The organism is Gordonia sp. NPDC003950 (assembly GCF_053605205.1).
Map to the genome: position 1 here is coordinate 55,371 of NZ_JBSGIT010000001.1, position 15,170 is coordinate 70,540.

A 15,170-nucleotide genomic window follows, 5' to 3' on the forward strand; every position below is an offset into this window, starting at 1 on the left:
CATGAGCTGGTTGACGATCCTGTGGCTGGTGCCCGCCGTGACCGCGGTCGCCGTCCTCACCGTGCCGGCCGGGCGGCCGGAGATCGCGAAATGGCTGGGCCTGGGTGCGACCGTGGTGGTGCTGGCCTGCTCGATCGGCCTCGCGGTCGGCTACGACCCGAATGGGGCGCGGTACCAGTTCGTTTCCGACGTCAGTTGGATTCCGTCGTTCGGTGCGCGCTACGAACTCGGGCTCGACGGCATCGGGCTGGTGCTGATCCTGTTGACTGCCGTGCTCATGCCGCTGCTGATCGCTGCGGGCTGGCACGACGCCGATCATTCCGGCTCCCTGGACGATTCGGGTGGGCGACGACAGAAGGGACCGCACACCTACGTCGCGTTGATGCTGTCGGTGCAGGCGATGGTGTTGATGAGTTTCGTCGCGACCGACGTGCTGCTGTTCTACATCGTGTTCGAGGCCATGCTCATCCCGATGTACTTTCTGATCGGGGAATTCGGCACCGGCGGCCATCGGGCGGCGGCGGCGGTGAAGTTCCTGCTGTACAACCTCTTCGGTGGTCTGCTGATGCTCGCCGCGGTGATCGGACTGTATGTGGTGACGGCCCGGGCCAACCTCGGCACCGACGGCGGCGGTACGTTCAGCCTGCCCGCCATCACCGCGGCGGTCGCACGCGGCGACCTCGGTGCGAGCACCGGCGTGATGTCTCTGCTGTTCGGCGGCTTCATGATCGCGTTCGCGATCAAGGCACCGCTGTGGCCCTTCCATTCCTGGCTGCCCGATTCCGCGGTCGCCGCGACACCCGCGTCGGCAGTGCTGATGATGGCGGTGGTCGACAAGGTCGGCACCTTCGCCATGCTGCGGTTCTGTCTGCAACTGTTCCCAGAGGCGTCGCGGACCTTCGCGCCGCTGATCGCGGCACTCGCCGTGATCGGTATCATCTACGGCGCGATCCTGGCGATCGCCCAGACCGACGTGATGCGGCTGATCTCCTACACGTCGATCTCCCACTTCGGCTTCATCATCCTGGGCGTGTTCGCGTTGACCACCCAATCCCAAAGCGGCGCAACGCTGTACATGGTCAACCACGGGATATCGACGGCGGCACTATTCCTCATCGCCGGGTTCCTGGTGTCGCGTCGCGGCAGTCGGTTGATCGCCGACTACGGTGGTGTCGCGAAGGTCGCCCCGGTCCTCGCCGGCACCTTCCTCGTCGCCGGCCTGGCCACCCTGTCACTACCCGGGTTGTCACCGTTCATCAGTGAATTCCTGGTCCTGATCGGCACATTCACCCGCTATCCGGTGGCCGCGGTCGCTGCGAGCGGCGCGCTGGTGCTGTCGGCGATCTACATCCTCTGGACGTATCAGCGGATGATGGGTGGGCCACCGAAACCCATCGAAGGTCCGGGCGCGGCGCGCCGGACGATGCCCGACCTCGGCGGGCGGGAACGGCTCGTCGTCGCCCCGCTCCTCGCCCTGCTCCTGATCTTCGGCTTCTTCCCGCAACCACTGCTGAACCTGATCAATCCGACGGTGGCGCACACCGTGTCGACCTCCGGTACCGAGAACCCCGCACCCGCGATCCCCCCGGGAGGTGCCCGATGACCACCGCAACGCTGGCGGCGATCACCCCACCCGACGTCGAATACTCGCTGCTGTCACCAATGCTCCTCGTGTTCGGCTTCGGCGTGATCGGGGTGATCGTGGAGGCCTTCGCACCACGGACGGGGAGGTGGCGGCTGCAGCTCGTGCTGTCGTTGACGGCCTTGGTCGCCGCCCTGATCGCGGTGATCGCGGTGGCGATCGGGGTCACCCGTGACGGCGGTATCGGCCGGTCGGCGATGTCGGGTGCGGTGATCATCGATCGCCCGGCACTGTTCCTGCAGGGCCTGCTGGTGGTGGTGTCGATCCTGGCGGTGGCGTTCATGGCCGAACGTGGACTCGAACGGGTCGTCACACCGTCGACACGTCGAGCGTCGCCGACGGGTCGAAGTTCCTCGATACGAGCACGATTCAGTGACGGACCGGGTGCGGCCGCGCAGACGACCCTCGACGGTGCCAACGCCGACATGTTCACCCCGTCGGGGGCGAGCGAACCCAACTCCGACGACGAGTTCGACGCCACCCGCGCGGGCGGGGTCACCACCGAGGTGTTCCCGCTGACCCTGCTCGCGGTCGGCGGAATGATGCTCTTCGTCGCCTGCGGTGACCTGCTGACCATGTTCATCGCGCTCGAGGTGTTCTCCCTGCCGCTGTATCTGCTGTGTGCGCTGGCGCGCCGACGGCGACTGCTCTCGCAGGAGGCGTCCCTCAAGTACTTTCTGCTGGGGGCGTTCTCGTCGGCGTTCTTCCTGTTCGGCGCGGCCTTCGTCTACGGCGGCACCGGCTCCCTGCACCTTGATGCCATCGGGTTGGCTGTCACCGACGCCGCGAACAACGACGCCGTCGGCCTACCACTGATCGGTCTCGCACTGCTCTCGGTGGGATTGCTGTTCAAGGTGGGGGCCATGCCATTTCACTCCTGGGTGCCCGACGTCTATCAGGGTGCGCCCACGCCGGTGACCGCATTTATGGCCGCGGCCACCAAGATCGCCGCATTCGGTGCGCTGCTGCGCGTGTTCTATGTCGGCTTCGGCGGGGTTGCCGACGATTGGAGGCCGGTGCTGTGGGTGATCGCCATCCTCACCATGCTCGGCGGCGCGGTGATGGCGGTGACACAGTCCGATATCAAACGGCTGCTGGCATATTCGGCGGTGACGCACACCGGTTTCATCCTGCTGGGTCTGATCGCCTACGACGAGGCAGGTCTGAGTGCGACATTGTTCTACCTTGCGGCCTATGCATTCTCGACGTTCGGAGCCTTCGCCACGGTGGCGGTGGTGCGCGAACCCACCACCTTCGCCGAGTCACGCACCGGGCCATCCGGCCCACACCTGTCCGGCCGGGAGGCCACCGGACTGGATCAGTGGGCGGGCCTGGGACGCCGCTATCCGCTTGTCGGAGCGATGTTCTCGATGTTCCTGCTGGCGTTCGCCGGTATACCGCTGACGAGTGGTTTCATCGCCAAGTTCGATGTGTTCGCCGCGGTCGCCGGCAGTGGCGGCGCGGTCCTGGTGGTGATCGGCGTGATCAGCAGCGCCATCGCCGCGTACTTCTACATCCGCATCATCGTCGCCATGTTCTTCGCCGACGTCCCCGTCGACGCGCCACATGTGGTGCGGCCCAGTCCCTTGACGACGGTGCCGATCGCGTTGTGCACGGCCGTCACTATCGTGCTGGGATTCTTCCCGCAGCCCCTGCTGGATCTGGTCGGGGCGGCGGGCAACTTCCTCTAGGCGAACAGCGGCACAGTGGTGCCGAGTTCGGCGCCGTAACGATCGACCACCTTGTTCAGCTCACCCTGCATGTACCAGGTGTGCAGTCCGAAAGCGAACATCAGCAGCCAGCACAGCAGCGGATTGCACGTCTCGGCGAGGCCGGCGCTGCGTTGCGCGTCGCGAATCCGCTTGCCCGCGTTGTTGAAGCTGATGATCGGTGCGATGACGGTCCAGCCGAGGAACAGGATGACCAGCATCGGACCGGCCACCGGGATCTCCTTGCGGCGGTCGAAGGCGGCCATCTCCTTGTGGATCTTGTAGTACCAGACGAATGTGTAGATACCGAGGGTGATGATCGGCAATACGAGCCACACCGCAATGGTGTTGCGCCGCTTCATCTGTTGACCGTCGGCCACCGGTACCGAACCGGGCTGCGCGAGCGCTGACGACCCCGTCATCGCCGGCAACGGAGCCGACTGTGATTGCGCGGCAGCAGGATTGGCCTGCCCCGGTGGCGGACCGAACGGCGCCGGGGCATCCGGGACCGCGCTCGACGGCGCACCGGGCGGAGCGAACGGGGCGGCCTGGGGTGGCGGCGGTCCGTAACCGACGGGCACCTGCCCGGCCTGTTGCCCCACCGTCGGCGCCTGCCCCGGTCCGCCGGCATCGGGTGCCTGATGACGGGGCGGCGCCAGGGGGATCGACTGGACGGGCGGCGGCGCCTGACGCGAACGCTGCCCCGGCGGCGGATAGCCGGCCTGCCCGGGGGCCTGCGGTGGCGGTCCGGACGGTGGTGATGTGCGGGTGTGCACCTTGGTCGGTGCCGCGGTCGGTGACGGCGTCGGCGGACGCAGGTACTGGGTGGTCTGCGCGGACGGTCCGGGCGTCGGCGGTGGGGGCGTCGGCGATGGGGGCGACGTCGGAGCGGTGCTCGGTGGTGCGCCGGGCGGGGTCGGCACCCGGTACTGCGTGGTGGGGCCATCGAGCGGGCCCGAGGTCGGCGCGTCGTCCGGGTTCTGTGGAGAGCTCACCTCTACGATGATCAGCCATCACCGGTGGTCGGTCCACCGGGTTCGCTCAATTGGTGGACACCCCGTCGCGCGGGCTGCTGAAAATGGGGGAAGACAGTTCGTCCGCGGGGAATCGCTTCGTCCCGTGGAAATTCCTCGCCGACGACGCGGCTTCTGGGGGAGGAACGTTCTTCCCCCACATTTCGCCGACGAAACTCTCCCGCATTCGCGCCGAAAACCAAAATGGCCTCCCACCTGTACAGATGGGAGGCCATTTCTGGCGGTGGCGGAGGGATTTGAACCCTCGGTACGGGGTTACCGTACACAGCATTTCGAGTGCTGCACCTTCGGCCGCTCGGACACGCCACCGCCGAAGACTGTACCGCAGGAGCCCGTCCAGCCTTAAATCTGCTGGTCAGGCCCGTAAAGGCGCTGTCAGTGGCCGGTCAGCTTGTCCTTGAGGTCGTCCACCTTGCCCTTGACGGCATCGGCGACGTCGCTGATCTTCTGTTTGCCCTCGGCGACGGCCTGATCGCCCTGACCTTCGGCTTTGAGGTCATCGTCGCCGGTCAGACTCCCGGCTGCTTCCTTGCCACGACCCTTGAGGTCTTCGGCCTTGTTCTTCGCGTCATCGGAAAGTGCCATGTGGTGCCTCCTGTACCTGGGCGTCACGCGCGAATGCGTTCCGCCTCGGCGGGAAGATGCAGGTGGGCCGCGTCTCGACCCCCGCATCGATGGCGCGTACGTCACGCGTGGTGCGTACGCGGGGGATGTTCCCGTCTCCACCGTACCGACGGTCGGCCGACGACGTCGGGCGCCGATACTCAGCTGCCGAACTTGCCCTTCAACTCGTCGAACTTCCCCTTGGCCGAACCGATCGCACCCTGAACCTTCTCGCTGCCGGCGAACTCGGTGATCTTGTCCTTCGCGGTACCGACGGCGTCCTGCACCTACTCGTTCTCGACGACCTCGGTGAGTTTCTCCTTGGCCGAACCGATCGCACCCTGGACCTTCTCGCTGCCGGCCACCTCGGTGATCTTGTCCTTCGCGGTGCCGATGACCTCGTTGACCTTGTCTGCTGCGTCTGACATGACGTTCTCCTGCTCGGTGGGTGACGGTGAGTGGTGCTGCTGTTCGTCCAATGTGCCACAGCACGAGCCGGGCCGAGCGGTATCACCCCGGCCTGCACGGATGTCCGCCGACAACCGCACCGACGCGTCAGGAGTCGCGTCGCGATGCAAAGAAACCCACCATCAGATCGCGACACTCGTCCTCGAGAATCCCGCCGCGGACCTGCGGCCGATGCGTCAACCGTGGGTCCCGGACGACATCCCACAGTGAGCCCACCGCACCGGTTTTCGGTTCCCAGGCCCCGAACACGAGGGCACCGATCCGGGACAGGGTGATGGCGCCGGCGCACATGGTGCAGGGTTCGACGGTGACGGCGATGGTGCACCCGGATAGCCGCCAACCGTCACCGAAGGCGGCGGCCGCAGCGCGCAGCGCCAGGATCTCGGCGTGGGCCGTCGGATCGGCGTCGACCTCTCGCCGGTTGGCGGCGCGGGCGAGTTCCACCCCGTCAGGGTCGAAGACGACGGCGCCGATCGGGATGTCGTCGGCACCGGACTCGCCGGCCGCCGACAGCGCGGACCGCATCATCGCCTCCCACGCGGCGAGTTGCGCTGCGCCCGAGACGGTCAATGCCCCAGCGAGTCCAGGACGTGCGAGAGTTCGTCGGCGAACCCGAGGCGGGCGGCGATCATGCCGATCTGTTCGTCGGCGTAGAGATCGGTGTCACCGACGATGACACCCATCACCGCGTCGGGGAGCCCGAGGTCGGCGAGGATTCCGAGATCGCCTTCCTCCCACGGATCCACGTCGTCGAGGTCGTCGGGGTCGATGTCGGGGACATCGATGTTCAGCGCGTCGAGGACGTCGGCGGCGATGTCGTAGTCGACGCCGGCGGTCGCATCGGAGAGCAGCAATCGGGCCCCACCGGGAGCCGGGCGGATCACGATGAAGAACTCCTCGTCGATGTCGAGCAGACCGAACACCGCACCCGCCACCCGCAGATCACGCAGCTGACGTTCGGCGGACTCGATGTCGGTCAGGGCCGTCGACTTGAGTGGTGTCACGCGCCATGCGGCGTCCTCGCGTACGACTGCGACCGCGAAGCCCTCGACTCCGTCGACGGCATCCTTGCTGTTGGAACCCGATACGTCCGCTCCGGCACCTGCCATGCAGGTCACGGTAGCCCGAAGGTGCCGCCCTCCCCAAGTCCCGAATGACCCACATCGAGGATTCCCCGCCCCGCCGACGATCTCGGTGTCCGATCTCCGTGTCCCCGCCCACCGGCGATGTGGAAATCTGGAGTCGTGACGGAGCGCGGCAATCGACCGGTGTGCATTCTCGGACTCGGACTGATCGGCGGATCGATGATGCAGGCGCTGGCCGCGTCGGGCCGCGCGACGTTCGGCTACAACCGATCCGCCGCCGGCGCCGCCACCGCGTCCGGACATGACGCGACGGTCGACCTTGCCGCCACCCTGCGCCGCGCCGCCACCGAGGACGCGGTGATCGTGCTGGCCACACCGGTGACGACGATCGAACCGATCGTCACCGCGATCGCCGAGCATGCGCCTGCGTGTCTGCTGACCGACGTCATCAGCGTCAAACAGCCCGTCGCCGAGATCCTGCGCCGGGCGTTTCCGCAGGCCCGATATGTTGGCGGGCACCCGATGGCCGGGACGAGCCGGTCCGGCTGGGAGGCGGCCGACCCGGACCTGTTCGGTGACGCAATGTGGATGGTGACCACCGAGGACGACACCGACGCCGCCGACTGGACCGTGGTCGCCGACCTTGCCCTGTCGCTCGGTGCCGCGGTGGTCCCGGCGGCCGCCGACGCTCACGATCGCGCGGTCGCCGCCATCTCACATCTGCCCCACCTCACCGCCGCGGCCACGGCGGCCGTGGGTGCCGGCGAAAGCGACCTCGCGCTGCGCCTGGCGGCCGGGAGTTTCCGTGACGGAACACGAGTCGCCGGGTCGGCCCCGGAATTGCAGCGGGCGATGATCGAGGCGAACTCGGTGGCCGTGCTCAACGTGCTCAGCGAGACCATCGACCGGCTCATCGCCGCCCGCGACGAACTGCGCGACCACGGCACGACCGCCGTCCTCATCGACGACGGGCATCGCGCACGGATGGCGTATGAGGCGATGAACGATCGACCGCGCGTCGCCATCACCGGTGTCGAGGTGGGTGCGCCGGGCTGGCAGAAGACGATGCGTGGCGCGGCCCACCGTGGTCACGTCTGGTTGGGCTGACCATCTCGGCGGGAACGCGTCGGCACACCGCGGGGCGACCGATCAGGCTCGGGCCGGTGATGTTCGGCCCCGGTGTGGTGTCCACTGCCGGCGGCCACCACGGCGTTCGCCGCACTGGTGTGTGGACCCACGACCCGATCGACAATGCCGAACGCCCGGGTGGTGCACCTCGGTGGTGGCCGTCGCGGCTACCGTTGGGCCGCTGAGCAGGACTGGCGCACTGAGCAGGACTGACGCACTGCGCGAACCCGCCTCAGACCCGGGTCGCCAGACCCGGATAGTCGATGACGAAACCGTTGTCGTCGACGCCGAGCGTCGACTGGGCGACAGGGGACACCACGGCGATGCCGTCCGAGGTGGCCGAGTATTGCAGGGTCGCGGCTTCCACCACACCGGTCGGCAGGTACACGTACACCACCGGCACATCGACCACACCCGTGGTCTGAGCCAGACCCAAGCGGCGGATCGGCAGGGCGTTGAACATCGGTGACAGGGCCAGATCGACATCCTGGGCGCCATTGAAGTCACCGCGGACGGTGTCGCCGTCGGAGTGGATCAGCCACTTGTTCTCCTCGTCGCGGGAGATACCGATCTGGGTTTCGCCACCCACCTGGACGAGGTGGATCGACAGGCGTTTGGTGACACCCGCATCGTTGGTGACCAGCTCGTACGACGCGGAGAACGCGTCGTACTCGTCGGTCGCTGCGGCAATGATCCTGCCGTAGGCCTTGATGCGCGAACCGTGGACGTTGACGCGGACCTGCTCCAGACGATTCGTGTCGACACCGCGCCACGTGATCATCGTCTTGAACTCGGCGACCTCGGTGTCCGAGGGTGCCTGGCCAGGGGCTGCTTGCGAAGAACTCACAGGACTACGGTAGCGACCCCCGGTCGCGCCCACACGTCGAGTACCGGAAACTGACCCGCCGGTCAGGCGAGACAGGACGCTGTTCGTCTCGTCGACTGGGCGTCGACGCTATCGGTCACCACCTGCTCACCGTCGACGGTGATCGAGCATTGTGCCGACGACCCACGCCCGGCCACCACCAGTAGCCGCAGCGGATTACGGCCCGCCTCGAAGCTCACGGTCCACGTCGGCGGCGGCGCGAACTCGGTCCGCACACCGACGTCGTCGACGTAGAGAATCGTTCCCGAGCCGTCGATGGTCACGGTGTAGGTGACCGCAGCACCGACGGGCACGGTCCCGCCACCCCGCGGAACGCTCGGCTCGGCGGTCCCCGGAAGCGACGGCTCGGTGGGCAGGGTGGGGATGGTCTGGTCGTCGGTGATGGTCGCCGGCGGGAGCGTGACCGTGGGTGTGGGCTGACGCAACGATCCGATACCCACGATGACCAGGCCGATGAGCACGACGCCGACCACCACCACGGCACCGACGGTGATGCCCACGCCGGGTTCCATTCCCAGGAATCGTCGGGGCCTGCCCGGCGTGCCACCCGCCGGGCGTGACGACGTGGCGTCGGGCGCCCCAACCGCGGCCCGACCGCCGTAACCGGCCGCCGGCGTGCCCGTCGCCGCGGTGGTCGACAATGCGGCCGGCGGGGCCGTGGCCAGTCCGACACCGCCGATGCCGGATCGACGGCCATCGGCCGCGGTGGGGTGCAGGTCGGCGGGGGTGTAGCGGGGCATCCCGTTCGCCGAATATCCCAGCGGCGGGTAATTGCCGGGCAACAAGGGCGTGCGGTAGTCGTCACGGGGTCCATTGGGGCGGGGCCCCTCGGGGACCGCGGCGTCACCGTCGGCTCGTGGTCCGCCCGGTGATCCCATGGCTCCTCCGCCCGATGTGTCCGCCCGATGTGTGTCGTCGCGCCCGGCGTCGCTGCGCCGTGACCTATGCCCTCGACCTTACGGCGCCCCACGGACACGTCGCCGACGGTGCCGTCACCCTCCGCGTCAGAGGCGACTCTCCAGACGTGCGGTGAGCCCCGCCTCCTGCAGGTCTAGGCGCTCGAGCATGGCGCGCACCGCCTCGTCTTCCACCAGACCGCGATCGCGGTCGGCGACCAGGGCATCGCGTTGGGCGGCCAGCACCGTGCGGTAGAGCGCGGCGAAGGCGTCGGTGCGCGCGGTGTGGGCCTCGGGGTCGGGCATCTCCTCGGCGTCGCGGGACTGGCGGGCGACGGTCTCCTCGATGAAGGCCACCGTCGCGGCGTCGAGGCCGGGCGGCGGATTGGTGACGAAGTCCGCGATGACCCCGTCGGCGGCGGCGTGCACGATCGCCTCGGCGCGTGCGGTCTGCTCGATGTCGTAGCGTTCCTCGTCGTCGTTGTGCAGGTGCAGACGATTGATCAGCCATGGCAGCGTCGGCCCCTGGATGAGGATGGTGCCGACCGCGACGACGAAAGCGATCGCCTGGATCGCCGAGCGCTCCGGGAACTCCCCACCGTCGGCGATGGTCAGCGGGATACCGGAGGCCGCCGCCAGGGTGACCACCCCGCGCATCCCGGTCCAGGCCACCACCGTCGACTCCTGCCAGGTGAGCGGTCGGTTGTCGATGCGGCGGCAGAATCGTTGCAAAGCGGAGTCGTTGTCCCGCTTGACTTTTCCCGCAGCCGCACGACGCGGATTGGACGGCACCTGGACGTCGGCCGCGCTCTCGAGTCTCCGCGAGACGACACCGCGACCGAACATGGCGAACACGCACAGCGGGCGGATCACCAGGACGACAGCCAGCACCAGGATCGAGGCGATGGCGATCTGCAGCAGCGATTCCCGCGCCTCCCGCAGGTCTTCGACGATCCAGCGCATCTGCAGACCGATGTAGGCGAAGACGAACGCCTCGAGGAGCACGTCTACCGAGTTCCACACGTAGCGTTCCTGCAGCCGTGTCTGGTAGCCGGCATGCACCGACCCGGAGCCCACCACGAATCCGGCGATCACCACGGCGAGAACACCGGAGGCGTGCAGGTGTTCGGCGGCCAGGAAGGCGGCGAACGGCACCACGAACCCCTGCACGGTCTCCAGTGCCGGGTTGCGCAGATGCCGGCGAATCCAGAGCGTCACATATCCGAGGACGGCGCCGACGATGGGGCCGAGGATCGCGTTGTACCCGAAGAGCAGCAACGGATTCTCGATGAATGCGTGGGTGCTCGCGATCTGGGAGATGGCGATCGCGAAGAGCGACAGCGCGGCCGCGTCGTTGACGAGGCTCTCACCCGTCAGGATCGCCATCAGCCGTTTGGGCAGTCCGAGCTTGCGGCCGATGGCCACCGCGGTCACCGCGTCCGGAGGGGCGACTATGGCACCGAGCAGCAGCGCGAGGATGAACGTGAACTCGGGAATGAGCAGGGAGGCAATGGCTCCCACCGCAAAGGCGGTGACGACGACCATCGCGACGCCGAGGCCGAGGATCGGCTTGATGTTGCGGACGAAGCTGGGCACCGAGAAGCCCAGCGCCGCGGAGTACAGCAGCGGCGGCAGCACGACGGTGAGTAGGACCTCGGATTCGAGTTCGACGTGCGGCATGCCCGGGATGAACGACACGGCCAGCGCGACCACGACGATGATCAGGGCCGGCTGCATACCTCGACGGTCGGCGACCGCGGTGATGATGACGGCACCGACGAGCACCAAGATCAGCAGTTCCATGGGCAGAGATTCTGCCGGTAGATGTCCGAATCCGCCGGTTGTGGTGATGCGATGACCGGCCGCCCGGACCACGCGGGGTCCGGGCGGCCGGTCGGTTCAGAAACGCAGGAGTCAGGCCGCAGCGGTCTCGTCGGCAGGAGACGACGATCCGTACTTGAACTTTCCGTCTTCGAAGAGCAGCGGATAGATCAGGCCGCCGATCGCTCCACCGATCAGTGGCGCCAGCCAGAACACCCACAGCTGGCCCGGGGCTCCGTCGCCGTTGAAGAAGGCGACTCCGGTCGAGCGCGCCGGATTGACCGAGGTGTTACTGATCGGGATCGAGATCAGGTGGATCAGGATCAGAGTGAAACCGATGGCCAGGGGTCCGAACCCGCCGGGTGCACGGCCATCGGTGGCACCGAGCACCACGATGAGGAAGAAGGCCGTCAGCAGGATCTCGGCGATGATGACCGAGGCGAGGGTGCAATGGCCGGGACTGTGGTCACCGTACCCGTTCGCCGCCATGCTGCCCGTCGCCGTCCATCCCGGTTGGCCCGAGGCGATGACGAACAGCATGAGTCCGGCGAGCAGGCCACCGGCGACCTGCGCGATCCAGTAGCCCGGCAGGTCCTTCAAGGCCAACCGTCCGCTGACCGCCGCGCCGAGGGAGATGGCCGGGTTGAAGTGCGCTCCGGAAATATGGGCGAGCGCGTACGCCATGGTCACGACCGTCAACCCGAAGGCTGTGGCGACACCGAGGTAGCCGACGCCGACCTGGATGAGCGTGCCCTTGTCGTCGCCCTCGGCGACCTGTTTGGCGGCGTAGATCGCGGTGCCGCAACCGCCGAAGACGAGCCAGAAGGTGCCGAATAGTTCGGCGAGGTATTTGGTGATGGGAGCGGGAATCATGGGCGACCTCCCAGAGCAGACGGACGAGAATGATCATGGTCACATCAGTAACATCAGCACCACAAGTGGACAGCAATCACCGAGTAGGGTCTACCTTTGCGGCCGAACGGTGACCGTCACGAGACCCGGCGGAGACCGGCCGGCGAGAATCACGCCGTGGGTCGCACATCGTCGGCCGGAGCAAGAAAAACCCGCCCCCGGTATGAACCGAGGGCGGGATGTGGTGCGCCCGTAGGGATTCGAACCCCAAACCTTCTGATCCGTAGTCAGATGCTCTATCCGTTGAGCTACGGGCGCGTAGCTATTCAGTTGTCACAGTCTACGAGAGACTGTCACCGCGGTCGGCGCGACTGCGGTCGGCGGAGGCGAGAGGATTTGAACCTCCGGTCCCGTTTTAGCGAGACAACTCATTAGCAGTGAGTCCCATTCGGCCGCTCTGGCACGCCTCCTGACGGAGTCCTTTCGAACTGCCGGATCGAAAGATTACACACCGGTTGCCCACAGAAGCAAACCGCGCGGTCAGCGGGCTGCGGGCACCGTTTCCGGCCCGACGGGCCGGGACGCCCCGAACGTGGTCACGCACCGTCGGACACCTACAGTGGAGCGGTGAGCCTGCGCATCCGAGAAGACCTCGACGACCTGCCGGTCTACGTTCCCGGCAAGACGTTTCCGGACGCGGTCAAACTTGCCAGCAACGAGGTCACCCAGGGACCGCTCCCGTCGGTCCTCGCCGCGATCACAACGGCCGCGTCGAATGCGAACCGCTATCCCGACAACGCGATGGTCGATCTCACCGAGGCCCTGTCGAAGAATCTCGACGTGAGTCCCGAGGAGATCCAGGTCGGCTGCGGGTCGGTCATCCTGTGCCAGAACCTCATCCTGGTGACGTGCCGGCCGGGTGACGAGGTGGTGTTCGGGTGGCGGTCCTTCGAGACGTATCCGCTGGCCACCCGTCTCGTCGGCGCCACACCGGTGCAGGTGCCGCTGACCGGCGACGACGTCTACGACCTGGCCGCGATGGCGCGGGCGATCACCGACCGCACCCGGCTGATCTTCGTGTGCAATCCCAACAACCCGACGGGCACCGTCGTGACCGCCGACGACCTGCGTACGTTCCTGCGCTCGGTGCCCGACGACGTGATCGTCGCCCTCGACGAGGCGTACTTCGAATACATGCGCCTGGACGTCGAGCACCGGTACGACGCCCTTGAGTTGCATCGCGAGTTCACCAATCTGGTTGTGTTGCGTACCTTTTCGAAGGCTTACGGACTGGCCGGCCTGCGCGTCGGCTACGCCGTAGCCGATCCCGCGGTGATCACCGCGCTGGGCAAGGCCCATGTCCCGTTCTCGGTGAACAGCGTCGCTCAGGCAGCCGCCATCGCGTGTCTACAGGCCGGTGACGAACTGCTCGCCCGCACCGACGACGTCGTCGCCGAACGGACCCGGGTGACCGACCGGCTTCGCGTCGCGGGCTATCGGGTGCCCGATTCGCAGGCGAATTTCGTCTGGCTCGACCTCGGCGAACGCGCCATCGACTTCGCCACCGCCGCCGTGGGTGGCGGCGTGGTCGTGCGCCCCTTCGCCGGCGACGGAGTGCGGGTGACGGTCACCCACGCCGAGGAGAACGACCGTTTCCTGACCTTCGCCGAGGGCTGGATCCGCAAGGGCCGCTGACGACATCGGGAGGCGTCGACGTCGTCGGCATCAGGCCGGACGCGCGATCGCGGCCGAGGTGCCCTGCCCGACCAGCGCCGGTATCGTGCGCCTCACCTCGGTCGCACCGCCGATGCGAATTCGATTGTCCCTGAGCATGGTTGCCCAATTCGCATCTCCGCGCCACAACTCGGTGAGGGTTCGCAGATCGGTGCGGATCGAGGCATCCACGTCGAAGCCCGGATCGAAGTCGCACACCTCGACGTCGTCGTCGACCACCAGCCACCACGACGACGCCTTACCGACGAGGTCCCTGAAGCTGATGACGACCGTGGTCCGTCGACGTGGCCACCGCTCCGGTGAGATCGTGCGACGCATGTCCCACAGCAGCAGATGCGGATCGAGATCGGCGTCGCCGAGTTCGCCGATCCAGCGGATTCCCCACGCGCTCAGCGCATTCACAACCCCGGAGAGTTCTTCGTCCATCTCGGTGAGCGTGTAGACACTGCGGCCACCGACCTCGGCTCGATGCACCACCCCGACCCGCTCGAGTCCCCGAAGCCGTTTGGTCAGCAATGCCGGCGACATCTTCGGCACGCCCCGTCTCAACTCATTGAAATGTCTGCTGCCCAAGAGGAGTTCGCGGATGACGAGTATCGTCCATCGCTCGTCGAGCAACCGGCGAGCGCGTCATCGACGTCGCCGCGGGCGCCGGGAATGTCGCGATCCCGGCAGCGACGACAGGTGCGCGAGTCGTCGCCACCGATCTGACGCCGGAACTGCTCACGGTCGGCGAGGCACTCGCCACCGGAGACGACATCGTCTGGCGCACCGCCGACGCCGAGGACCTCCCCTTCGCCGACGACGCCTTTGATGTCGCGGCGTCCTGCGTGGGTGTGATGTTCGCCCCGCACCACCAGCGCTGCGCCGACGAACTCGTCCGGGTCACCCGGCCCGGCGGCCGCATCGGGCTCATCAACTGGACCCCGTCCGGATTCATCGGGCAACTGTTCGCACAACTGAAGCCCTACGCGCCGACGCCACCGCCCGGCACCCAACCGGGTATCCGCTGGGGCGACGCCGACCACGTGCGCGCACTGTTCGGCACATCCGTCGCCGACCTCGAGACGCACACCGCGTCCGTCGACATCACGCAGTTCACCGACGGTGCGACGTTCCGTGACTTCTTCAAGGCCCGCTACGGCCCGACCATCGCGGCGTACCGGACGGTCGCCGACGACGCCACCCGGACCGCGGAACTCGACGATGCACTCGCGGCACTGGCCGACAGGTCCATCACCGGCCGTCCATGAGCTGGGAGTATCTGCTGGTGACGGCAACCGTCGCGTGAGAGCCGGACCGGCCGCCGGGC

15 protein-coding genes, 3 tRNA genes and 1 pseudogene are annotated in these 15,170 nt (G+C 67.3%); 5 read left to right on the plus strand and 14 right to left on the minus strand.

The genetic code is table 11. The features are described 5' to 3' along the window. The first annotated feature begins 1 nt into the window (after position 1). Positions 2 to 1,603 (plus strand): NADH-quinone oxidoreductase subunit M, encoded by a 1,602-nt coding sequence (locus tag ACWETB_RS00280; RefSeq protein WP_452208563.1) that lies wholly within the window; start codon positions 2 to 4, stop codon positions 1,601 to 1,603. Further along, positions 1,600 to 3,333, plus strand: a complete 1,734-nt coding sequence (gene nuoN, locus ACWETB_RS00285) for an NADH-quinone oxidoreductase subunit NuoN (RefSeq protein ID WP_452208564.1) — start codon at positions 1,600 to 1,602, stop codon at positions 3,331 to 3,333. Before ACWETB_RS00280 ends, nuoN begins: the two co-directional genes overlap by 4 nt. Here the strand turns inward: nuoN and ACWETB_RS00290 are convergent. The 7 genes from ACWETB_RS00290 to ACWETB_RS00320 all read right to left on the minus strand — a co-directional run bounded on the left by ACWETB_RS00290 (position 3,330) and on the right by ACWETB_RS00320 (position 6,565). Continuing rightward, on the minus strand, positions 3,330 to 4,346 hold the full coding sequence (locus tag ACWETB_RS00290; protein WP_452208565.1) for a DUF4234 domain-containing protein: 1,017 nt from the start codon (positions 4,344 to 4,346) through the stop codon (positions 3,330 to 3,332). The two genes, nuoN and ACWETB_RS00290, sit on opposite strands and share 4 nt — an antisense overlap. Positions 4,347 to 4,603: 257 nt before the next feature. Then, a tRNA-Ser gene (locus tag ACWETB_RS00295) sits at positions 4,604 to 4,694 on the minus strand. Positions 4,695 to 4,760: 66 nt separating this feature from the next. Continuing rightward, positions 4,761 to 4,970 (minus strand): CsbD family protein, encoded by a 210-nt coding sequence (locus ACWETB_RS00300; protein ID WP_449744815.1) that lies wholly within the window; start codon positions 4,968 to 4,970, stop codon positions 4,761 to 4,763. Positions 4,971 to 5,149: 179 nt separating this feature from the next. Further along, positions 5,150 to 5,275: a hypothetical protein gene (locus ACWETB_RS00305; RefSeq protein WP_452208566.1), complete on the minus strand. Its 126-nt coding sequence runs from the start codon at positions 5,273 to 5,275 to the stop codon at positions 5,150 to 5,152. Next, entirely contained in the window at positions 5,276 to 5,416 is a 141-nt protein-coding gene (locus tag ACWETB_RS00310) for a hypothetical protein (protein WP_452208567.1), read from the minus strand. 127 nt (positions 5,417 to 5,543) lie between these two features. Beyond that, entirely contained in the window at positions 5,544 to 5,981 is a 438-nt protein-coding gene (locus ACWETB_RS00315) for a nucleoside deaminase (RefSeq protein ID WP_449744839.1), read from the minus strand. A 41-nt stretch (positions 5,982 to 6,022) separates the two neighbouring features. Further along, on the minus strand, positions 6,023 to 6,565 hold the full coding sequence (locus ACWETB_RS00320) for a tRNA adenosine deaminase-associated protein (RefSeq protein ID WP_449744813.1): 543 nt from the start codon (positions 6,563 to 6,565) through the stop codon (positions 6,023 to 6,025). A gap of 117 nt (positions 6,566 to 6,682) precedes the next feature. Between ACWETB_RS00320 and ACWETB_RS00325 the strand changes: the two genes are divergently transcribed. Beyond that, the gene (locus ACWETB_RS00325; protein ID WP_449744812.1) at positions 6,683 to 7,648 is read left to right on the plus strand and encodes a prephenate dehydrogenase; all 966 of its coding nucleotides are present in this window, start codon (positions 6,683 to 6,685) and stop codon (positions 7,646 to 7,648) included. Positions 7,649 to 7,901: 253 nt separating this feature from the next. On the opposite strand, the gene ACWETB_RS00330 is transcribed toward ACWETB_RS00325, so the two are convergent. The 6 genes from ACWETB_RS00330 to ACWETB_RS00355 form a co-directional block, all read right to left on the minus strand. Then, the gene (locus tag ACWETB_RS00330) at positions 7,902 to 8,516 is read right to left on the minus strand and encodes a putative glycolipid-binding domain-containing protein (protein WP_449744811.1); all 615 of its coding nucleotides are present in this window, start codon (positions 8,514 to 8,516) and stop codon (positions 7,902 to 7,904) included. Between the two features lie 62 nt (positions 8,517 to 8,578). Further along, positions 8,579 to 9,433, minus strand: a complete 855-nt coding sequence (locus ACWETB_RS00335) for a hypothetical protein (RefSeq protein ID WP_449744810.1) — start codon at positions 9,431 to 9,433, stop codon at positions 8,579 to 8,581. Between the two features lie 126 nt (positions 9,434 to 9,559). Continuing rightward, complete coding sequence (locus ACWETB_RS00340) at positions 9,560 to 11,254, minus strand: cation:proton antiporter (protein WP_452208568.1); 1,695 nt, start codon at positions 11,252 to 11,254, stop codon at positions 9,560 to 9,562. Positions 11,255 to 11,365: 111 nt separating this feature from the next. Further along, positions 11,366 to 12,145 (minus strand): aquaporin Z, encoded by a 780-nt coding sequence (aqpZ, locus tag ACWETB_RS00345; protein ID WP_452208569.1) that lies wholly within the window; start codon positions 12,143 to 12,145, stop codon positions 11,366 to 11,368. 221 nt (positions 12,146 to 12,366) lie between these two features. Further along, a tRNA-Arg gene (locus ACWETB_RS00350) sits at positions 12,367 to 12,442 on the minus strand. A 63-nt stretch (positions 12,443 to 12,505) separates the two neighbouring features. Further along, positions 12,506 to 12,594, minus strand: a tRNA-Ser gene (locus ACWETB_RS00355). A 157-nt stretch (positions 12,595 to 12,751) separates the two neighbouring features. Here ACWETB_RS00355 and hisC point away from each other — a divergent pair. Then, positions 12,752 to 13,819 carry a histidinol-phosphate transaminase gene (gene hisC, locus ACWETB_RS00360; protein WP_452208570.1) on the plus strand — a complete coding sequence of 356 codons (1,068 nt, stop codon included), beginning with the start codon at positions 12,752 to 12,754 and terminating at the stop codon, positions 13,817 to 13,819. Positions 13,820 to 13,849: 30 nt separating this feature from the next. Here the strand turns inward: hisC and ACWETB_RS00365 are convergent, their stop codons facing one another. Continuing rightward, positions 13,850 to 14,476: a winged helix-turn-helix transcriptional regulator gene (locus ACWETB_RS00365; protein ID WP_449744882.1), complete on the minus strand. Its 627-nt coding sequence runs from the start codon at positions 14,474 to 14,476 to the stop codon at positions 13,850 to 13,852. Between ACWETB_RS00365 and ACWETB_RS00370 the strand changes: the two are divergent. After that, positions 14,476 to 15,149 (plus strand): annotated as a pseudogene (locus tag ACWETB_RS00370) (class I SAM-dependent methyltransferase); the annotation flags it as partial. The gene ACWETB_RS00365 and the pseudogene ACWETB_RS00370 sit on opposite strands and share 1 nt — an antisense overlap. Between the last annotated feature and the right edge of the window lie 21 nt (positions 15,150 to 15,170).